Raw genomic sequence first — 19,437 nt, 5'->3', positions numbered from 1 at the left:
AATTGCGCGCGCGTTACCACGCGACGGCGTAAAGGTTGCCGAAGGCCTTGTCGAGTTCCTTGCGCACGGCCGGCGAATGCTGGTAGATGTCGATGAACTTGCGAATGCGCGGATCGTTCACGCTTTCGGGCCGCACGACGAACTGGATCGCGAACGCCTTGTTTTCCACGCCGTCGAAGAGCAGCGCGCTATTCGGATCAATAGTGCCCGCGAGCTTGATGAAGCTCGGGTAGCCCTGCGCGAGATCGACATCGTCGAGCGAGCGGGCGAGTTGCGACGCTTCTAGCTGAACGATCTTGAGGTGTTTCGGGTTGGCAACGATGTCGAGCGTCGTGGCGCGATAATCCACGCCCGGCTTGAGCGTGATGAGGCCCGCGCGCTGCAGCAGCAACAGACCGCGCCCGCCGTTCACGGGATCGTTCGCGATGGCGACCGTCGCGCCATCCCTTAGGTCTTCGAAACGTTTTACCTTCTTCGAATACAGGCCGATCTTCATGATCGTGCCCGGCGCAATGGCGACGAACCTGTAGCCGCCCTGCTTTTCGGCGTTTTCCAGAAATGGCGTGTGCTGGAAGTAGTTGACGTCGATATCCTTGTTCGCCAATGCGGCGTTAGGCGTGTTCCAGTCGGTGAATTCGATGATTTTTACGTCCACGCCCTGGGCTTTCGCCTCGCGCGCGGCCTCCTGGAGCGCGGGCGTTTGCGGCGTGGTGGCAATGCCGATCTTGAGCGTGGGCGTGTCTGCGTATGCGCCCGCCGTGGTGGCCGCAAGCGTCACGGCGAGCGCCGTCAGCAGCCCAAACCACGGAAAAACGCGCTGAAAGGAAGAATGGCGCCCCACGGCGCGCACGGCACGGATCATCGCGTTCCTCGAATGGAAGTTGGATTTCGTTCAATGAGGAGCGACGCGATGAAGGCCCATCGCGTTGGCTCCAGATGGGTCCAGATGATGATAGGGGCGTGGCGCGGCCGGGTCTACGAAGCGATTGCGCAAAGGAAATCGCCGCCTGCGATATGCACAGGCGGCGAGCTTTACACGCGGGTTTGATGCGCGGATTAGCGCTAAGACTAACGCGAGGCGAGCGGCGCGGGAGGCGGCGGCGCGCCTTCGCCGGGCTTCGCGTCGCCCCAGCCGCCGCCAAGCGCGCGGATCAGGTTCACGGTGGCCACGGCCTGCGAGCCCTGCAGATGGCTGGCCTGCAGTTGCGACACGAGCACCGTGCGTTCGCTGTCGATCACGTTCAGATAGCTCACTTCGCCCTCCTCGTACTGCGTGCGCGAAAGATGCGCCGACTGCTGCGAAGCGCTCACCGCGTCGTTCTGCTCGCGAATCTGGTCGTCGAGCAGGCGCAGGTCGGAAAGGTTGTCCTCGACCTCGCGGAAGGCCACGAGCACCTGTTGCCGGTATTGCGCGACATCCTCTTCATACTTCGCGCGCGACTGGGCGAGATTCGCCTTGCGCCGGCCGCCGTCGAAAAGCGGCAGTGTGAGCGCCGTGCCCGCGAGCGGCCCGAGCAGGAACGCGCGGCTCGACCACATGAAGAGGTCGCCGAGCGTGGCCGATTCGAAGCCCGCCGCACCCGTGATGTTGAGCTGCGGGAAGAACGCCGACTTCGCAAGACCCACGCGCGCGTTCGCAGCGGCCATCGCACGCTCTGCGGCGGCGACGTCGGGGCGGCGCTCCAGCAGCGTGGAAGGCAAGCCCGGCGGCACTTGCACGATCACGGGCGCAAGCGGCGTTTCGGGGAACGCGAAATCCGCGGGCGCCTTGCCGAGCAGAATCGCGAGGCTGTGCTCCGAGGCCGCGCGCTGACGCGCGACGCCCACCGCATCGGCACGTGCGCTCGCGAGTTCGTTGCGCGCCTGCGCTACGTCCAGCGCGCTGATGTCGCCTTCCTTGAAGCGCCGCTCGACGAGCTTGAGCGCGTCCTCGCGCAGCGACACCGTGCGGCGGTACAGATCGATATCCGAATCGAACTGGCGCAACTGGAAGTAGTTCTGCGCGACATCGGCCTGCAAGGCGAGCTGCACTGAGAGGAACAAGGCCTCGCTTTGCTGCGCGTCCGCCTGCGCGGCGTGGACGTTCGAACTCACGCGGCCAAACAGGTCGACCTCATAGCTCGCCGTGGCCTGCGCGCGCCACAGCGTTTGCGCGGGCACATTCTGGTTCTGCGGCAGATACAGCGAAGCCGGCGAGGCGCGCTCGTACGTGGGGCCGAAGCCCGCGTCGATCGACGGGAACCACGAGGCGCGCGCGGCTTGCGTCACGGCGCGCGCCTGCTGCACGCGCGCGGCGGCCGCCTTGAGGTCCTGGTTCGCTTCGAGCGCCTGCTGTTCGAGCGTGTCGAGCGTCGGGTCGCCGAACACCGTCCACCATTCGCCGCGATGGGCGGCGTCGGCGGGCTGCGCGGGCGTCCATGTGCCCACGTCGTGCGGATTCGCGCTCTGCGTTTGCTGCGGCGCTTCCTTGTAAGCGGCGGGCACGGCGGCGTCGGGCACCTTGTACGTCGGTTCGACCGAGCACGCCGCGAGCCACGCGAAGAGCGCGACGCTCGCCGCGATTCTCGCCAGACGCCACGCTCCCGGCTCAGCGGTCCCGCCATGGCGCAAACTTGATTCGTTAGTCATGTTAATCATTCTCCCTTGGCGCATCAGGCATCCACCATCGACTGAGGCTTGCGCGCATTGTCCTTCTGCGCGACGTGAATCTTGCCGCCCGCGAGCGTGCGCAGCACCACGTAGAACACCGGCGTGAGCAGCAGACCGAACGCGGTCACGCCCAGCATGCCGAAGAACACGGCCACGCCCATCGCATGACGCATTTCCGAACCCGCGCCGCTGGAGAGCACGAGCGGCACCACGCCCATGATGAAAGCGATGGACGTCATCAGGATCGGACGCAGACGCAGGCGGCTCGCCTCGATGGCGGCCGTGAGCGGCGTGTGCCCGTCGTGTTCAAGCTCGCGCGCAAACTCGACAATCAGAATCGCGTTCTTCGAAGCCAGCCCCACCAGCACCATCAAACCGATCTGCGTGAAGATGTTGTTGTCGCCCTGCGTGAGCCATACGCCGGTCAGCGCACACAGCACGCTCATCGGCACGATCAGGATCACCGCGAGCGGCAGCGTCAGGCTCTCGTACAACGCCGCCAGCACGAGGAACACGAGCAGCACGCTGATCGGAAACACCCACACGCCCGCATTCCCCGCCAGCACCTGCTGGTACGTGAGGTCGGTCCATTCGAACTTCACGCCGCGCGGCAGCACTTCATGCGCGATGCGCTCCGCCGCCGCCTGCGCCTGACCCGACGAGTAGCCGGGCGCGGGGCCGCCGTTAATGTCCGCCGCGGTATAGCAGTTGTAGCGCACCACCATTTCGGGGCCGTACGTGGGCGTGACCGTGACGAGCGACGAGAGCGGCACCATTTCGCCAGCCGCGTTACGCGTCTTCAGTTGCAGGATGTCGTCGGCCCTCTGGCGGAACGGCGCATCGGCCTGCACGCGCACCTGATACACGCGCCCGAAGCGATTGAAGTCGTTCACGTAGAGCGAGCCGAGATAGATCTGCATCGTGTCGAACACGTCCGTGACGGGCACGCCAAGCTGCTTCGCCTTTGTGCGGTCGAGATCGACGTTCAGTTGCGGGACGTTGATCTGATAGTTGGTGAACGTCGGACCCAGCTCCGGCGTTTGCGCCGCGCGCTTCACGAAGTCCTGCGTCGCGCGGTTGAGCGCCTCATAGCCGAGCGCACCGTGGTCCTCCAGTTGCATCTTGAAGCCGCCGAGCGTGCCGAGGCCGAGCACCGGCGGCGGCGGGAACACGGCGATAAACGAGTCCTTGATACTCGCGTACTGCTGGTTCAACGCACCCGCAATCGCCCCCGCCGAAAGCGCCTTGCCCTTGCGCTCCTTGAACGGCTTGAGCGTGACGAACACGATGCCCGCGCTCGAACTATTGGTGAAGCCGTTGACCGACAGGCCCGGGAACGCCACGGCGCTTTCCACGCCGGGCTGCTTGAGCGCAATGGCGCTCATGTCGCGAATCACGTTCTCGGTGCGGTCGAGCGCGGCGCCATTGGGCAGTTGCGCGAACGCGATCAGATACTCCTTGTCCTGCGCGGGCACGAAGCCGCCCGGCACCACGCGCGCCATCAGCACCGTTGCCGCGATCAGCACCACATACACGGCAAGCATCGCGCCCTTGTGGCGCAGCACGCCGTTCACGCCGCGCCCATAGCTTTCCGAGCCGCGTTGGAACACGCGGTTGAAGCGGCGGAAAAAGCCGCCCAGCACGAAGTTCATCGCGCGCGTGAGCCAGTCTTCCTTCTCGCCGTGACCGCGCAGCAGCAGCGCCGAAAGCGCGGGCGAAAGCGTGAGCGAATTGAACGCCGAGATCACCGTGGAGATGGCGATGGTCATCGCGAACTGCTTGTAGAACTGCCCCGTAAGACCGCTCATGAATGCGAGCGGCACGAACACGGCGACGAGCGTGAGCGCAATCGCGATGATCGGCCCGCTCACTTCCTGCATGGCCTTGTAGGTCGCGTCGCGCGCGGACAAGCCGCTCGCGATGTTGCGCTCGACGTTTTCCACCACCACGATGGCGTCGTCCACCACGATACCGATGGCGAGCACCATGCCGAACAGAGACAGCGCGTTGATCGAGAATCCGAACGCGAGCAGGAGCGAGAACGTCCCCACGATAGACACCGGCACCGCAATCAACGGAATGATCGAGGCACGCCACGTCTGCAGGAACACGATCACCACGATCACGACGAGTGCGATCGCTTCGAGCAACGTATGCACGACCGCTTCGATACTGGAGCGCACGAACTGCGTGGGGTCGTAGACGATGCGGTAATCCACGCCCGCCGGCATGTCCTGCTTGAGTTCCTTCATCGCCGCGCGCACCTGGTCCGAAATCGCGAGCGAGTTCGCGCCCGGCGCCTGGTTGATGGCGAGCGCAACGGCCGGCTTGTTGTCGAGCAGCGAGCGCAGGCCGTATTCCGAAGCGGCAAGCTCGATACGCGCGATATCGCGCAGGTACGTCACGCCGCCATCCGGGTTCGTCTTGACGATGATGTTGCCGAACTCGCTTTCCGTGCGCAGACGGCCGCGTGCGTTCACGCTCAACTGAAACGGCGTGCCGGGCACGCTGGGCGACGCGCCGATCACGCCCGCCGCCACCTGCACGTTCTGCTCGCGAATCGCGTTGACCACGTCGTTCGCCGTGAGATTGCGCTGCGCCACCTTCTGCGGATCGAGCCAGATGCGCATGGCATAATCGCCCGAGCCCCACAACTGCACCTCGCCCACGCCCGGGATGTTCGAAAGACGATCCTTCACGTTGAGCAGCGCGTAATTGCGCAGGTACGTCATGTCGTAACGGTTGTCCGGCGAGATCAGGTGCACCACCATCGTCAGCGTGGGCGAGCTTTTGATAGTCGTGATGCCGAGGCGCTGCACGTCTTCCGGCAGGCGCGGCAACGCCTGGTTCACGCGGTTCTGCACGAGTTGCGTGGCCTTGTCCGGGTCGGTGCCGAGGCGGAACGTGACCGTGAGCGTGAGATTGCCGTCGCTATTGGCCTGCGACTGCATGTACAGCATGTTCTCGACGCCGTTGATCTGTTCTTCCAGCGGCGCGGCCACGGCTTCGGCAATCACCTTCGGATTGGCGCCCGGATATTGCGCGTGGACCACCACAGAAGGCGGCACGACCTCGGGGTACTCGGAGATCGGCAACTGGAACAGCGCGATCACGCCGGCCAGCAGGATCAGCACGGACAGCACGCCCGCGAAGATCGGCCGGTCGATGAAGAATTTCGATATGTTCATGGGTTGCTCTTTTTCATGACGCTCAATTTGGCGCGAATCCTTGAGGCGAAGCCTTGAGGCGAATTCTTTACGCGAATTCTTTACGCTTAGTGATCCTTATCGACGGCGAGGCGCATGCGGCAATCGCATACGCCCGCCGCTCGTCAGGACGTCCTGGCTACCTTCGCGCCGGAGTTCGCTGCCGCGTTGGCCGAATCGCTAGAACCGGCGTCGGGGTCGCCGTTCATCGGCACCATATGCGAGCGCACGGCCTCGCCGGGGCGCACGCGCTGCGTGCCGTTCACCACCACACGGTCGCCCGCCTTCAGGCCGCCCAGAATCACGCGCAGGTTGCCCTGCTGGCCGCCGGTTTGCACGGTGCGGTATGCGATCTTGCCGCTGTTGTCCACGACGTACACAAACTTCTTGTCCTGGTCCGTGCCGATGGCCGCATCGTCCACGAGCAGCGCGGGATGCGGGGCGCTGCCGCCCACCTTGATGCGCGCGTAAAGTCCCGGCACCAGCGCGCCGTCGGCGTTGTCGAAACGCGCGCGCACGCGGATCGTGCCCGAAGTAGTGTCGAGACGGTTGTCCACCGACTCGATCGTGCCCGTGCGCGAGTAGCCCGACTCGTTCGCAAGGCCCAGTTCGACAGGCACCTTCGAGCCATCCTTCATGCGGCTAATGTAGTCGAGATAGGTTTGCTCGTCGGCGTCGAATTCGGCATAGATGGGCGAAACGGAAACGAGCGTCGTGAGCGGCGCGGCGCTCGCGCCCGCCGAAACGACGTTGCCCACCGTGATCTCGGCGCGCGACACGCGCCCCGCAACCGGCGCGACGATGCGCGTATAGCCGAGGTTGATCTGCGCGGCTTCGAGCGCGGCCTGCGCCGCCTTGAGGTTCGCGTTCGCTTCGCGCGAGGCGTTCTGCTTCTCGTCGTAATCGCGCCTGGCGATGGCGTTGTCGCCGATGAGGCGCTGCGCGCGCTCCCAGTCGCTCTGCGCGTAGCCCGTGCGCGCCTGCGCGGCGGCAAGCTGTGCCGCGGCCTGATCGACGGCGGCCTGGTACGGGCGCGGATCGATCACGAAAAGCGTTTCGCCCCGCTTGACAAGTGCGCCGTCACGGAAATTCACGGAGACGATCGTGCCCGAAACCTGCGGGCGTATCTCCACTTTCTCGACGGCCGCCATGCGGCCCGAGTAGCTCTGCCAGTCGGTGATGGTGCGATTGAGCACCGCCGCGACATCGACCTCGGGTGCGGGCGGCGCCTCCGCCGCAACGGCGGGATGCGCGTCGAGGCGGATAGCCCCGAGCGTGCCCAGGCCCGCGACCACGAGCACGGCGATGACCGCCAGCGCGATACGGGTTCGGGATTGCGAAAAGAGTGACATGTCGGACTCCAGAAATAATGGTTGATTGTTCTTCACTGGTTCGGCAGCACCGCCGCAAGGGCGCTTCGCTTATGACGCGCCCGCGTCGAAGCAACATTGGAAAAACCGCACGGCTTCGCTGAGCGCGGCCGGATGCGCCGCGAGGTTCGCGTGCGAGACGCTCGGATAGCGCACCACCTGGGTGCGCACGCCCGCGTCGATCAGGCGGCTCGCGTACTTCTCCGCCTCGATATGCAGCACGTCGTTCTGCGCGGTCACGATGAGCGTGGGCGGCAAGCCGCCAAGGCGCAGCGATTCGAGCGGCGCAGCATACGGATGCATGCGCTGCGCCGCATCGGGCAGATACGCGCGATAACACGCCGCGCATTCGCTCGCGGTGATATCGGAGCCAAGACGCGCCTCGTCGCCCAGACGCGTGAGGCTCGGGTCCAGCATCGGCGCGAACAACGCCTGCGCCGCGAGCTTCACGTCGCCGCGATCGCGTCCCATGAAGGCGAGCACGTTGGCGATCTGGCCGCCCGCGTCGTGCCCCGCCGCGATCACGCGCTTCGGGTTGCCGCCGAACGCGCGAGCCCGCGTGAGCGCCCACAACGCCGCGCGGTGCGCATCTTCGGGCGCGGCGGGAAACGGGTGCTTTGGTGCAAGCGAATACCCCACGCTCACGACGAGCGCCGGTAAGTGCTCTGCGAGAAACCGCCCTATCGCGTCCGCTTCGTCGATGGACCCCCGCACAAATCCGCCGCCGTGGAAATACAGCAACACCGGCAGTCCGTTCGCGGCCTCGGGGCGATACAGGCGCAGCGCAATCTGCTGCGCGTAGCCTTCGATCGCCACGTCGGTCGTGAGCAGCGCGCGCACGTGACCGGGCCCGGCGGACGCGGCAAGCGGGAAGACCACGGGTGCTTCTACCTGCGGCGCTTCCTCCGCGGAGATCCAGGACGTCGGGCGTTTAAATACATCCATGACAAATCGGCGCAATGCGCGAGAGTAGATTCGAGTGAAACGAATTGTGGGTTCGGCAGACTTGCAAATAAATGCCTATAATCCGGCAACACAATTCGGCGCACCTGAACAATCTGTCTCCTCTTTCTGCGCGGGCGTTTCCATTCAACGCCGCGCGCCGTGCGACCGAAGCTTTTTGGAGAGTGGCAATGGACCGCCTTCAGGCCATGCAGGTGTTCACCCGCGTCGTCGATACCAACAGCTTCACGCGCGCAGCCGAAACGCTCGACATGCCGCGCGCTTCGGTCACGACGATCATTCAGAACCTCGAAGCATTTCTCGGCGTGCGCCTCATGCATCGCACCACGCGCCGTCTGTCGCTCACGCCGGACGGCGCCGCGTATTACGAACGCTGCGTGCGCATTCTCGCGGACGTCGAGGAAACGGAAACCACTTTCCAGGATCGCAACCGCAAGCCGCACGGCAAGCTGCGCATCGACATGCCCGGCTCGATCGGGCGGATCATCGTGATTCCGTCGCTTTCGGAATTCCACAGCCGCTATCCGGACATCGACCTGCAACTCGGGCTCTCCGACCGCCCCGTCGACATGCTGCAGGAAGGCGTGGATTGCGTGGTGCGCGTGGGCGCGCTGCAGGATTCGTCGCTGGTCGCGCGGCGCATCGGCCTTTTCGAAGGCGTGTCGTGCGCGGCGCCCTCGTATCTGGAGCGCCACGGTACGCCGCAAACGCTCGAGGAACTCGCCGAACACCGCGCCGTGAATTATTTCTCCTCGCGCACGGGGCGCGTGATCGACTGGGCGTTTCTTGTCGACGGCAAGGAAGTGGAGATCAAGCTCAAGAGCATGGTCTCGGTGAACGACGCCGACGCCTACGTGACCTGCGGCATCGAAGGTTTCGGCCTTATTCAGGGCCCGCGCTACATGGTGTTGCCGCATCTGAAGTCGGGCGCGCTCGTCGAGGTGCTGCCCGATTTCAAGCCGCTGCCCATGCCCATTTCGGCGGTGTATCCGCACAGCCGCCATTTGTCGCCCAAGGTGCGCGTGTTCGTGGACTGGATCGCCGAAGTGTTCGACCGCTGCCCGCTGCTTTCCGGCCGCGCCTCGCTCGACAAGGCCTGCACGCTGCGCACGCTCGAAGAGCGCGAAAATGCCCCGGCGCTCGAAACGCCGGTGATTTCGGAATGGGCCGCATAGGCTGGAGAGCGTAACGCCGTAGCGCCGCTACCTCCTCGAAACCGCGCCCGCAAATGCTTTCGCGGGCGCGGCCAGCGATTGTTCCGGAATTTCGACAATTGCTTTCGCGTTCCGGCCGTTTATCGCAAACGGCTGCGCAACTACATTTGCTCCTGTCGCCGCGACCCACGCGGCACCAGTAGAAAAGGAGCAGATGATGAAACGCACTCTCGCAACCGCCATTGGCGCCACGCTCGTTCTCTCGCTCGCCGTTAGCACGTCGGCTTTCGCGCAGGACAACAGCGCCCCGAAAACCCGCGCCGAAGTGAAGGCCGAAATCGCCGCCGCGTATCGCGACGGCACGCTGCCTTCGCTGAACAAGACAAGCTACCCCGAGCAAAGCCTGATCGGCCGCACGCAGGCGCAACGCATCGCGCTGCAGGAGAGCCGCGCGCAAGCCACGAGCGTAGCGCGCGCCGGCGACTGATTCCGTCCACCAGATAATCAGGAGTCCATCATGAATCAGACCGTACCTTCCGAACTCGAACAGTGGGGCAACACCACGCCGGTGTGGACGCCGTTCCGTCATTGAAGATCGAAGCGCGCGCGGCAACGTGAAAAGGCCCGGCGGTTTTACACCCGCCGGGCCTTGGCGTTATCGATTCACGAAATCGGGCTCGAAAAACACCCAGCGCACCACGGGAAAATGCGCCTGCAAATCGGCTTCGATCACGTTGATGGCTTCGACCATCGGGCGGCTATGGTCGAAATCGATCATTTCGCATTGCACGGCAACCATGACTTCCTTGCCCCATTGCAATGTAATCAAACTAATAATGCTGCGAATCTCCGGGCGCGCGCGCAGAAACAATTCGATTTCATGGCGCATTTCCGGGCTCGCCGATTCGCCGACGATCATCGACTTCACTTCGCGCGCGATGAACCACGCAATCAGCATGAGCAGCACGCCCACGCCAATCGATCCGCACGCGTCCCATGCCGGATTGCCCGTGATGACCGTGAGCAGCACCGCGGCGAACGCAATGGCGAGACCGGCGAGCGCCGCGATATCCTCGCCCGCCACGACGAGCAAGTCCGAGTCGCGCGTTTCGCGCGCCCAGCGCCATAGCGATTTCGTGGGCGCGCCCTTGCGTATTTCGCGTATTGCGCCGTAAAGCGAAAACGCCTCCAGCACCACGGAAATGCCGAGCACGACGAGCGCGACATACACGAATCGCAGCGGTTCGCGCGCGATCAGCCGATGCACGCCCTCGTACACCGAGAACGCGCCGCCCACGAAAAACAGCAGCAGCGCGACAAGCAGCGAATAGAAGTTGATCGCGCGGCCCGTGCCCATGGGATGCAGCGGCGTAGGCGGCTCGCGCGACTGGCGCAGGCCGAACAGCAGCAACAGTTGATTGCCGCAATCGGCCGTGGAGTGAATCGCCTCCGCGAACATCGAACCCGAACCCGTGAACGCGGCGGCCGCGTACTTGCAGATGGCAATGCCGAGGTTCGCGGCCAGCGCGTAGAAGATGGCTTTCGGCGACTCCCCGCTCATAGCGCCTCGACGCGCGCCGGGCCTTCGCTCAGTTCGCCGATCGCGCGGGCGTCGGTGAAGCCTTCCGCGCGGAAGATCGCGAGCACTTCGTCCACGCTTTCGGGCGCGCAGGCGACGAGCAGACCGCCTGAGGTCTGCGGGTCGGTGAGCAGCGTACGCGCGCTTTCAGGCAGGCTGGGCGAGAGCGTGACGGCGTCGCCGTACGAGGCCCAGTTGCGGCCCGAGGCGCCCGTGAACACGCCCTCGTCCACGAACTTCTGCACGCCGGGCAGCCACGGCAGATCGGCGTAGCGCACGCGCGCCGTGAGATTCGCGCCGCGTGCGATTTCGAGCGTGTGGCCGAGCAGGCCGAAGCCCGTCACGTCGGTCAGCGCGTGGACGCCTGGCAGGTCCGCGAGCGCCGCGCCCGGCGTGTTGAGCATCGTCGCGGCGCTCACCATCGCCTTGTAGCCCGCATCGCCGAGCAGTTCCTTCTTCAGCGCGGCAGAAAGCACGCCCACGCCGAGCGGCTTGCCGAGCACGAGCACGTCGCCGGCTTGTGCCGAAGCGTTGCGCTTCACGCGCCCGGGATGCACCACGCCGATGGCCGCCAGGCCGTAAATGGGCTCGACGGAGTCGATCGAATGACCGCCCGCCACGGGAATGCCCGCCGCCGCGCACACGTCCTCGCCGCCGCGCAGCACCTGCGCGATCACGTCGTGCGGCAGCACGTTGATGGGCATGCCCACGAGCGCGAGCGCGAGAATCGGCTTGCCGCCCATGGCGTAGACGTCCGAAAGCGCGTTGGTCGCGGCGATGCGGCCGAAGTCGTACGGGTCGTCCACGATCGGCATGAAGAAGTCCGTGGTCGCGACGATAGCCTGCTCGTCGTTGAGCTTGTAGACGGCGGCGTCGTCGGCGGTCTCGGTGCCGACCAGCAGGTTCGGAAACGCGGCGGTGAGCGGCGTGCTGCGCGCGAGCAGCGCGGAAAGCACGCCCGGCGCGATCTTGCAGCCGCAGCCGCCGCCGTGCGAAAGGCTCGTGAGGCGCGGCACGGCCGCGCCGATGGCGGGTTGATCGTTCATGTCTGGAAACCGTCCTGAAAGTGCCGGATGAGTTTTCGTATTATGGGGCAATCGCCGGACGGGCGACGCGGGCGTGGAGCGTGTCGACCAGCCATTGCGGGTCGTCGTGCGGCAGATCGTGCCCCGCCCACGGATGCTCCACGTGCGGCGCTCCCCACGCGCGCGCGAGGCGGCCCGAGCACACGGGATTCACGAGCCGGTCGCCGCGCGACGACACCACGAGCACCGCGCAGTGCGGCACGCCGCACGCCTTGAAGCGCGCGGCGGCCCCTAGCTGGCGCAGCGCGTTCGCGCGGCTCACGTGGGCGCTCTCGCGGATCGCGCGCCACGTTTCGAGATCGGCGGCGAGCGTCTCGCGCCGCGCGCAGGTAAGGCCGTGGATCAGCGTCTCGGCGATGCCTTCGTCATCCTGCCCAGCCCAATGCCGCGCTACGCGCGCGAGCGTGGCCCACGCCGAGGGCCGCAAACGCTCGTACACGCGGCCATGCGGCCGCATGCTCGTATTCACGAGCACGAGGCGCTCGATCTCGTCGGGATAGCGCAGGGCCCACGCCGTCGCCACCATGCCGCCCAGCGACATCGCCAGCACGCGGTATGGCGCGCGCGCGCCGCGACGCTGCGCTTCGGCGCGCAGCGCGTCCACGTAGGCGTCGACTTTGAACGGCGAGCGTTCGGCTGCCATCGCGCCATTGCCCGGCAGGTCGATGGGCAACACGCCTTCGCGCGCGGCGAGCAGCGCGGCAAACGCGCCCCAATGGCGCGATTCGCGCGTGAGGCCGCGCAACAGAAGCCACGGCGCGCTCATACGCCGGGCCTGCGATACCAGTGCGCGATTGCGCTTTGCAGCACCTGTTCGCGCGTCACGCCCTCGGGCAGCCAGCGTTGCGACGAATACGCGGCGCGCGTGAGGAAGTCGAACAGGTTCGCGTGACGCCTCAGGACGCGCGCCGTGCGATGCGCCAATTGCGGATTGAACATGCCTTGGCGCGAGAAAATCTGCCGCGGATTTTTCTTGATCCACAGCCACGAGCCCAGTTCGAGCGTGAGCGGCAGGAAGATGTTGCCGGCGGGCGCGCGATCGTACGCGCAATCCCACAAGTCGCCGTGCAGCAGATATTGATGGCTCTGCGGCTCGAACGTGTAGCCGTGATGCGGATGCGCGCGCTCGAACATCGTCTTGAGCACGTACATTTCGGGCAGATGGCGCATGAGGCGGCGCGTGCGCGCGTATGGGAACCAGATGCTGTCGCTCCATCCGTAGCCCGAATGGCAATCGAGCGCGAACGAGAGCGGGCGCTGCGAAAGTTCTTCGTCCACGATTTTCAAAAGCGCGCTCGCCTCGGTTTCCATCGGCGCGCCGCGCCTGCCGCGATACCACGGCAGCCACGATCCCACACGCTGGCCGCCCGCGAGAAAGGGCACGCGTTCGTCGGCGTCCTGCGGCGCGTTGCGCATGAGATCCACGCCGTTCGGATTCGCACGCGTGGCGAGCCACATTCCGCCCGGATTGACGATGGGCGCAAGCACGATGCGCACGGATTCAAGCTGGCGCATGAGCAGTTCGTCCCACGCGAGACGCCCCACCAACGCGCGCATGTAATCGAGCACCAGTTGCGAGCCGATTCGCTCGAGCCCGTGAATGCCGCCGAAAAAACCGATGGCGGGCGCGGACGGATCGCGCGAGCCGATTGCCGCGACATGCAGCGCAAACGCGCGGCCGCGCACCTCGACTTCGCCCGCGCTGCGAATGTCGAACCAGCGCGCGCCGGCATCGAGGATCGCCTTGAGGTCCTCGTATTCCGCGAAGCTGTCGGGTAGGAAGCTCAGTGCCTGCATATGGCGCCGGGTTTCGTCGCTCGTCAATGAGTAGTCGGCAATATGTCGGGAAAACCAGGGACAGCACGTGTTGCCATCAATATAGCCGCTTACCTCCCTATTGAGCGTGACAGATATTTGGCGTCACGCGGCTGTCACATCCCACGCGTTTTTTTTCTTCGGCGCGAGGTGTCGCTAAACATGTAGTCGTCTAGACGTCGCGACACCTTCACTCAACCGTCACAGTCGCTTCCTAGAATGACCCCTCGACTACACAGCGACGGATTGTTATGGACGCCATACGCATCGAACGCCTCTCGAAAAGCTTCGACAGCGGGCGCAAGGCGCTCGACGAGATCAACCTGCGCGTGGGCGTTGGCGAGATGGTCGCGCTGATCGGCGCATCAGGCTCGGGCAAATCGACTTTGCTGCGCCATATCGCGGGATTTACGGCTTCGGACCCGCAGCCTTCGCGCATCGAGATCCTTGGTCGTCCTATTCAGCAGGACGGGCGCATCGTGCGTGAAGTACGCCGCATTCGCCGCGACATCGGCTTCGTGTTTCAGCAGTTCAATCTCGTGAATCGCCTCACGGTCGAAACGAATGTGCTGATCGGTGCGCTATCGCGGCTGCCGTTGTGGCGACGCCTCACGGGCCGCTTTCCGCGCGCCGAACGCGAGCTGATGTTTGCTGCGCTCGGCGAAGTGGGCATCGCGCACAAGGCCGCCGAGCGCGCGGCGAATCTCTCGGGCGGCCAGCAGCAGCGCGCGGCGCTCGCCCGCGCACTCGTGCAGCGCGCGCGCCTCATTCTCGCGGACGAACCGATCGCCTCGCTCGACCCCGCCTCGTCGCGCCGCGTGATGGACATGATGCGCATGCTCAATCGCGATCACGGCTTGACGGTGGTCGTCTCGCTGCATCAGGTGGATATCGCCATGGAGTATTGCCCGCGCACCGTCGCGCTGCGCGACGGACGCGTGGTGTACGACGGCGCTTCGGCTGCGCTCACGCCCGCCCTGCTGCAACAGCTTTATGGCAGCGCCGCGCGCGAATTGCTCGAACCGGACGCAGCGCCCTCCGCCGCAAAGCGCTTCGGCGCGCAGCCTCGTGCGGCGTGACGGGCTGCGCTTTTTTTTCAACCCGCAACGTTTTCCTTACCCCGGACCGCCCCAATGAAACTGCTCCGCTCCATGCTCTCCTGGTGCGCCGCCGGCGCCGTCGCGTTTGCCTCGCTCGGCAGCGCGGCCGCCCACGCGGAAGACCTCAGCTTCGGCATCATCTCGACCGATTCGTCGGCGGTGCTCAAGCAACGCTGGCAACCGTTCATCGACGACCTGAACAAGCAAACCGGCCTTAACGTGAAGGCATTCTTCGCTACCGACTACTCGGGCATCATCGAGGCGATGCGCTTCAACAAGGTGCAGATCGGCTACTTCGGCAATGCTTCGGCCATGGAAGCCGTGGACCGCTCGAATGGCGAAATCTTCGCGAAGGTGCTCTACGCGAATGGCGACAGCGGCTACAAGTCGGTGCTCATCACCAACGTGAACAGCCGCGTGAAGACGATCGACGATGTATTCAGGAACCCAAAGGATCTCACGCTGGGCTGGGGCGACCCCAATTCGACCTCGGGCACGCTGATTCCGGGTTACTACCTCTTCGCGCAGCACGGCGTTTCGGTGAACGCGACAAACTTCAAGACCGTGCTGCCGTCGAGCCATGAAGCGAACCTGCTCGCCGTGGTGAACAACAAGGTGGATATCGCCACCAACAACACCATCGAGCTTTCCACGCTTCAGGCGAAGCATCCGGATCGCTTTGCCCAGGTGCGCGTGCTGTGGACGTCGCCGCTCATTGCGTCCGATCCGCTCGTGTACCGCAAGGATCTGCCTGAAGCGACGAAGCAAAAGCTGCGCGACTTCTTCTATCACTACGCGAAGACCGATCCGCGTGAGAAGAAGATCATGGCTGACATCACCGGCTATGCAGGCTTCGCGCCCGCGAGCGACGCACAGCTCCTGCCGATCCGTCAGGTCGCGCTGTTCCAGCAGAAAGAGAAGATTGCCGCAGATACGCATCTCTCGGACGACGACCGCAAGAGCCAGATCGCGGCCATCGACGCCAAAATCGGCGCACTCGCGAAACAATAATGGGCGCAATGGATTTCGACAGCTCGCGCGCGGTGCGGCAGGCAGAAGTCGCCAGTAACGTTACGCGAGGCAAGCACGCAGGCAAACGAAGCTGGTCCTCGCTCGCGCTCTGGGCCATTGTGTTCGTGCTGCTCGGCGTGGCGTGGCGCGGGGCCGACATGCGCCCGCTCGACCTCTTCTCCGACTCCGCGAACATGGGCACGTTCGCGCGCGGCTTCTTCCCGCCGGACTTCACGGAATGGCGCACCTATGCCCACGAAATGTGGGTCACGGTCGCGGTGGCGCTGTGGGGCACGGCGCTCGCCATCGTCTGCGCGGTGCCGTTCGGGTTGATGTCGGCGCACAATCTCGCGCCCGCATGGGTGCTGCACCCCGTGCGGCGCTTGATGGACGCGTGCCGCGCCATCAACGAAATGGTGTTCGCGATGCTCTTCATCGTGGCCGTGGGGCTCGGGCCGTTCGCCGGCGTGCTCGCGCTGTGGGTGCACACCACGGGCGTGCTCGCGAAGCTCTTCGCGGAAGCCGTGGAAGCCATCGACCCGCGCCCGGTGGAAGGCGTGCGCGCCACGGGCGCCTCGCCGCTCGACGAGATCATCTATGGCGTGCTGCCCCAGGTCATGCCGCTGTGGATCTCGTACACGCTCTACCGGTTCGAGTCGAACGTGCGCTCGGCGATGGTGGTGGGAATGGTGGGCGCGGGCGGTATCGGCGTCGTGTTGTATGAGGAGATCCGCTCGTTCGACTATCAGCAGACGAGCGCCGTCCTCGTCATGGTGATCGTCGTCGTCACGGCCATCGATCTCATCTCGGCAAGACTGCGTGCGCGCGTGATCTGACGCACTCCCAACGCCGCGCGGGCCGCCTGGCAACACGACAACGGCTCGCACGGCTTTTCGCTATTTCTGGCGGCCACCCGCGTTCGCTGGAATAATCGCACGATTGCGGCCGCAACGGCCCGCATCTTCAACACACCCTTCGATTCGCAATCCCAATGGCCAGTTTCGTCGTCCTGCTGGTCCTGCTCTCGGCACTCATGCACGCGAGCTGGAACGCCTTCCTCCATCTTTCGGGCGACCGCCTCTGGCTGCTCGGCATGTTTTCGGTGCCGTACATCGTCGTCAGCGCGATCGCCGTGTGCGTGCTCCCGCTTCCCGCGCAGGCAAGCTGGCCGTATATCGCCGCGTCGGTGGTGCTGGAGTTCGCGTACTGCTTCACGCTCATCCGCGCGTATCGCAGCGGCGACTTCGGGCAGATCTATCCCATCGCGCGCGGGCTCTCGCCCATGCTCGTGTTCTTCGGCGCGCTCGTGTTCGCGCACGAAGCGCTGCATGCGCTCGCGGCTACGGGCGTTGCGCTCGTTTCGCTCGGCATCATGTCGCTCGCGTTCCGGCGCGGCATGCGCTTTTCGGGCGAGAGCGTGCCGTATGCGCTGCTCACGGGCCTGTTCATCGCGATGTATTCGGTCATCGACGGGCTCGGCGCACGCCTCGCAGGCAACGGCCTCAGCTACGTCATGTGGGTGTACCTGCTCTGGAACGTGCCGCAGTTCCTCGTGGTCTGCAAGCTGCGCGGCGGCGCGGCAAAGATGTTCACGTCGACCTCGGCGGTCATGCGCGGCATGCTCGCGGGCGTGCTCGCGCTCACGGCGTATTGCCTCGTGATCGAGGCGTTCCGCTATTTGCCGATTGCGATGGTCTCGGCGCTGCGCGAACTGTCGTCCATCTTCGCCGTGCTGATCGGCTGGCTTTTCATGAAGGAGAAGCTCACGGCGCGGCGTGTGGTGGCTTGCGTGCTGGTGACTTGCGGGGCGGTGTTGATCCGTATGTGATTGCCTCGAAGTGGCTCACGCGAACGCGGGCAACGTCGTATCAATCGCCTCAGCCAGCGTGTCGAACGCTGGCGCAATCTCCTCGTCGGGCACGCACGCATAACCGATCAGCAAGCCCGGGTTCGCGCGCTCGCGCGACGAGTAATACCCCGAAAGCGGCCGCACCACGATATTGCGCGCGAGCGCGGCTTCGGCCACGGCGCGGTCGTCGCTGCCGTCGGGCAGTTGCATCACCACGTGCAGGCCCGCGTCGCCGCCCATGGCGGGCAGCGCGTCGCCGTAGCGGCGCGAAACGGCGTCGAGCAGCACCTGGCGGCGCTGGCCGTAAAGCGCGCGCATCTTGCGGATATGCGAGGTGAAATGCCCCTCGGCGATGAATTCCGCGAGCACGGCCTGCTGCAGCAATTGCCCCTCGCGGTACAACTCCGCGCTCGCGGTCGCGAAGCTTTCCGCGAGCGCTTGCGGCGCAACGAGATAGCCCACGCGCAAGCCCGGAAACAGCGTCTTGCCGAAGCTCCCCACATAGATCACCTGGCCTGCCGTATCGAGTCCCTGCAATGAGGCTAGCGGACGGCTGCCGTAGCGGAACTCGCTGTCGTAGTCGTCCTCGATGATCCAGCACTGATGCTGGCGCGCGTACTCGAGCAACATGCGGCGACGCGCGAGGCTCATCACCATGCCGAGCGGATACTGATGCGAAGGCGTCACGAGCATGAGGCGCGGCGGCGGCGCGGCGAAGTCGGCGGCCGACGGGTTCAGACCTTCGCTGTCCACGGCGACAGGCCGCGTGTTGAGGCCGGAAACGTGCAGCACGCTGCGCACGCCCCAGTAGCAGGGGTCTTCGGTCCAGATGGTGTCGCCGGGGTCGGAAAGCAGACGCACCGCGAGATCGATCGACTGATGAATGCCCGTCGTGATGATGATCTGCTCCGGCGAGCAACGCACCGAGCGCGAGGTGCGCAGATAGTCGGCCAGCACGTGGCGCAGCAGCGCGAGGCCGCCGCCGGGCGCGTACGTCAGCAGATCGGGGCGCAGGCTGCGCCAGTATTTGTTATGCAGGCGCGTCCAGACGCGCGCCGGGAAGCGCGAGACATCGGGCACGCCGGGCATGAACGCGCCGCCCTGACGCTTCGATACGCCCGCGCTTCCGATCAGGCGCGTGCCGCGAACCGAAAGTGCGCGCGCCGCGGGACGCTGCGTGTGGGAGGCGGCAATGTTTTCCGGGCCGCTCGCCGTCGAGGCTTCCGGCGCCATGGCTGCATGTGCCCTCGTGGGGTCGGCGGCTGGGCTGTTAGTTGCAACTTCTGGGGCGGACAGCACGGCTCCTGAAACATCGATAGTTTTTCGCGTTTGCAGAGAGCCAATTTCCGTCGCGCCGACAATCTCATCGGGCGACGTATCCGCCACGAACGTGCCGCGTCCCGTCGCCGACGTCACATAGCCTTCGAGCACCAATTGTTCGTAGACCTGCGTCACGGTATTGCGCGCAATCCCCAGCTCGGCCGCCAGCAGCCGCGAGGACGGCACTCGCGCCCCCGCCGGCAGTTCGCGCGAAAGAATCGCGTGCTGTAGCAGCTTGTGGAGTTGCCGGTACACCGGCTGGGCGCTGCCGCGGTCGAGCCGTTGGGCCAGCCAATCTGACAGAACACTCGCACGCATCGAAATTGGCTCCTAAAT

Annotated in this window: 16 protein-coding genes; 6 read left to right on the top strand and 10 right to left on the bottom strand. The window is 65.2% G+C overall.

Annotation, left to right across the window (positions count from 1 at the left end; translation table 11 throughout):
- Positions 1 to 13: 13 nt before the first annotated feature.
- From U5768_RS14245 to U5768_RS14225, 5 genes are all read right to left on the bottom strand, one after another.
- A complete protein-coding gene (locus U5768_RS14245; protein ID WP_322031044.1) occupies positions 14 to 862 on the bottom strand; it encodes a MetQ/NlpA family ABC transporter substrate-binding protein in 849 nt (282 codons plus the stop codon).
- Positions 863 to 1,068: 206 nt separating this feature from the next.
- On the bottom strand, positions 1,069 to 2,628 hold the full coding sequence (locus U5768_RS14240; RefSeq protein WP_322031043.1) for an efflux transporter outer membrane subunit: 1,560 nt from the start codon (positions 2,626 to 2,628) through the stop codon (positions 1,069 to 1,071).
- 23 nt (positions 2,629 to 2,651) lie between these two features.
- The gene (locus U5768_RS14235; protein ID WP_322031042.1) at positions 2,652 to 5,837 is read right to left on the bottom strand and encodes an efflux RND transporter permease subunit; all 3,186 of its coding nucleotides are present in this window, start codon (positions 5,835 to 5,837) and stop codon (positions 2,652 to 2,654) included.
- Between the two features lie 143 nt (positions 5,838 to 5,980).
- Positions 5,981 to 7,207, bottom strand: a complete 1,227-nt coding sequence (locus tag U5768_RS14230; protein WP_322031041.1) for an efflux RND transporter periplasmic adaptor subunit — start codon at positions 7,205 to 7,207, stop codon at positions 5,981 to 5,983.
- A 69-nt stretch (positions 7,208 to 7,276) separates the two neighbouring features.
- Complete coding sequence (locus U5768_RS14225) at positions 7,277 to 8,170, bottom strand: alpha/beta hydrolase (protein WP_322031040.1); 894 nt, start codon at positions 8,168 to 8,170, stop codon at positions 7,277 to 7,279.
- A gap of 188 nt (positions 8,171 to 8,358) precedes the next feature.
- Here U5768_RS14225 and U5768_RS14220 point away from each other — a divergent pair, with 188 nt between their 5' ends.
- Positions 8,359 to 9,363 carry a LysR family transcriptional regulator gene (locus tag U5768_RS14220; RefSeq protein WP_322031039.1) on the top strand — a complete coding sequence of 335 codons (1,005 nt, stop codon included), beginning with the start codon at positions 8,359 to 8,361 and terminating at the stop codon, positions 9,361 to 9,363.
- A 196-nt stretch (positions 9,364 to 9,559) separates the two neighbouring features.
- Positions 9,560 to 9,829 carry a DUF4148 domain-containing protein gene (locus U5768_RS14215; RefSeq protein WP_322031038.1) on the top strand — a complete coding sequence of 90 codons (270 nt, stop codon included), beginning with the start codon at positions 9,560 to 9,562 and terminating at the stop codon, positions 9,827 to 9,829.
- A gap of 168 nt (positions 9,830 to 9,997) precedes the next feature.
- On the opposite strand, the gene U5768_RS14210 is transcribed toward U5768_RS14215, so the two are convergent.
- From U5768_RS14210 to U5768_RS14195, 4 genes are read right to left on the bottom strand one after another with little or no spacing between them, the layout of a single operon-like run.
- The gene (locus tag U5768_RS14210; RefSeq protein WP_322031037.1) at positions 9,998 to 10,903 is read right to left on the bottom strand and encodes a cation diffusion facilitator family transporter; all 906 of its coding nucleotides are present in this window, start codon (positions 10,901 to 10,903) and stop codon (positions 9,998 to 10,000) included.
- Positions 10,900 to 11,967 (bottom strand): selenide, water dikinase SelD, encoded by a 1,068-nt coding sequence (gene selD / locus U5768_RS14205; protein WP_322031036.1) that lies wholly within the window; start codon positions 11,965 to 11,967, stop codon positions 10,900 to 10,902. Before selD ends, U5768_RS14210 begins: the two co-directional genes overlap by 4 nt.
- 40 nt (positions 11,968 to 12,007) lie before the next feature.
- Positions 12,008 to 12,772, bottom strand: a complete 765-nt coding sequence (locus U5768_RS14200; protein ID WP_322031035.1) for an alpha/beta hydrolase — start codon at positions 12,770 to 12,772, stop codon at positions 12,008 to 12,010.
- Positions 12,769 to 13,803 carry a M14 family zinc carboxypeptidase gene (locus U5768_RS14195; RefSeq protein WP_322031034.1) on the bottom strand — a complete coding sequence of 345 codons (1,035 nt, stop codon included), beginning with the start codon at positions 13,801 to 13,803 and terminating at the stop codon, positions 12,769 to 12,771. Before U5768_RS14195 ends, U5768_RS14200 begins: the two co-directional genes overlap by 4 nt.
- A 269-nt stretch (positions 13,804 to 14,072) precedes the next feature.
- Here U5768_RS14195 and phnC point away from each other — a divergent pair, with 269 nt between their 5' ends.
- From phnC to U5768_RS14175, 4 genes are all read left to right on the top strand, one after another.
- A complete protein-coding gene (gene phnC, locus U5768_RS14190; protein ID WP_322031033.1) occupies positions 14,073 to 14,900 on the top strand; it encodes a phosphonate ABC transporter ATP-binding protein in 828 nt (275 codons plus the stop codon).
- 54 nt (positions 14,901 to 14,954) lie between these two features.
- Positions 14,955 to 15,932 (top strand): phosphonate ABC transporter substrate-binding protein, encoded by a 978-nt coding sequence (gene phnD, locus U5768_RS14185; protein WP_322031032.1) that lies wholly within the window; start codon positions 14,955 to 14,957, stop codon positions 15,930 to 15,932.
- Entirely contained in the window at positions 15,932 to 16,768 is an 837-nt protein-coding gene (phnE, locus tag U5768_RS14180) for a phosphonate ABC transporter, permease protein PhnE (RefSeq protein ID WP_322031031.1), read from the top strand. The genes phnD and phnE overlap by 1 nt, the downstream gene beginning before the upstream one ends.
- A 155-nt stretch (positions 16,769 to 16,923) precedes the next feature.
- Positions 16,924 to 17,760 (top strand): EamA family transporter, encoded by an 837-nt coding sequence (locus U5768_RS14175; RefSeq protein ID WP_322031030.1) that lies wholly within the window; start codon positions 16,924 to 16,926, stop codon positions 17,758 to 17,760.
- Between the two features lie 15 nt (positions 17,761 to 17,775).
- Here U5768_RS14175 and U5768_RS14170 read toward each other — a convergent pair whose 3' ends face one another.
- Positions 17,776 to 19,419, bottom strand: a complete 1,644-nt coding sequence (locus U5768_RS14170) for a PLP-dependent aminotransferase family protein (protein WP_322031029.1) — start codon at positions 19,417 to 19,419, stop codon at positions 17,776 to 17,778.
- Positions 19,420 to 19,437 lie beyond the last annotated feature (18 nt).

It is taken from the genome of Paraburkholderia sp. J76 (assembly GCF_905220295.1).
Lineage (GTDB): Bacteria > Pseudomonadota > Gammaproteobacteria > Burkholderiales > Burkholderiaceae > Paraburkholderia.
This window is presented reverse-complemented; position numbering and strand designations above follow the sequence as displayed.

What these genes read in the sequence shown, in the direction of transcription:
- phnC (WP_322031033.1), top strand. Translation starts at nt 14,073, where the DNA reads ATGGACGCCATACGCATCGAACGCCTCTCGAAAAGCTTCGACAGCGGG.
- U5768_RS14245 (WP_322031044.1), bottom strand. Translation starts at nt 862, where the DNA reads ATGATCCGTGCCGTGCGCGCCGTGGGGCGCCATTCTTCCTTTCAGCGC.
- U5768_RS14200 (WP_322031035.1), bottom strand. Translation starts at nt 12,772, where the DNA reads ATGAGCGCGCCGTGGCTTCTGTTGCGCGGCCTCACGCGCGAATCGCGC.
- U5768_RS14240 (WP_322031043.1), bottom strand. Translation starts at nt 2,628, where the DNA reads ATGACTAACGAATCAAGTTTGCGCCATGGCGGGACCGCTGAGCCGGGA.
- U5768_RS14230 (WP_322031041.1), bottom strand. Translation starts at nt 7,207, where the DNA reads ATGTCACTCTTTTCGCAATCCCGAACCCGTATCGCGCTGGCGGTCATC.
- U5768_RS14220 (WP_322031039.1), top strand. Translation starts at nt 8,359, where the DNA reads ATGGACCGCCTTCAGGCCATGCAGGTGTTCACCCGCGTCGTCGATACC.
- phnD (WP_322031032.1), top strand. Translation starts at nt 14,955, where the DNA reads ATGAAACTGCTCCGCTCCATGCTCTCCTGGTGCGCCGCCGGCGCCGTC.
- U5768_RS14215 (WP_322031038.1), top strand. Translation starts at nt 9,560, where the DNA reads ATGAAACGCACTCTCGCAACCGCCATTGGCGCCACGCTCGTTCTCTCG.
- U5768_RS14225 (WP_322031040.1), bottom strand. Translation starts at nt 8,170, where the DNA reads ATGGATGTATTTAAACGCCCGACGTCCTGGATCTCCGCGGAGGAAGCG.
- selD (WP_322031036.1), bottom strand. Translation starts at nt 11,967, where the DNA reads ATGAACGATCAACCCGCCATCGGCGCGGCCGTGCCGCGCCTCACGAGC.
- U5768_RS14210 (WP_322031037.1), bottom strand. Translation starts at nt 10,903, where the DNA reads ATGAGCGGGGAGTCGCCGAAAGCCATCTTCTACGCGCTGGCCGCGAAC.
- U5768_RS14170 (WP_322031029.1), bottom strand. Translation starts at nt 19,419, where the DNA reads ATGCGTGCGAGTGTTCTGTCAGATTGGCTGGCCCAACGGCTCGACCGC.
- U5768_RS14195 (WP_322031034.1), bottom strand. Translation starts at nt 13,803, where the DNA reads ATGCAGGCACTGAGCTTCCTACCCGACAGCTTCGCGGAATACGAGGAC.
- U5768_RS14235 (WP_322031042.1), bottom strand. Translation starts at nt 5,837, where the DNA reads ATGAACATATCGAAATTCTTCATCGACCGGCCGATCTTCGCGGGCGTG.
- U5768_RS14175 (WP_322031030.1), top strand. Translation starts at nt 16,924, where the DNA reads ATGGCCAGTTTCGTCGTCCTGCTGGTCCTGCTCTCGGCACTCATGCAC.
- phnE (WP_322031031.1), top strand. Translation starts at nt 15,932, where the DNA reads ATGGGCGCAATGGATTTCGACAGCTCGCGCGCGGTGCGGCAGGCAGAA.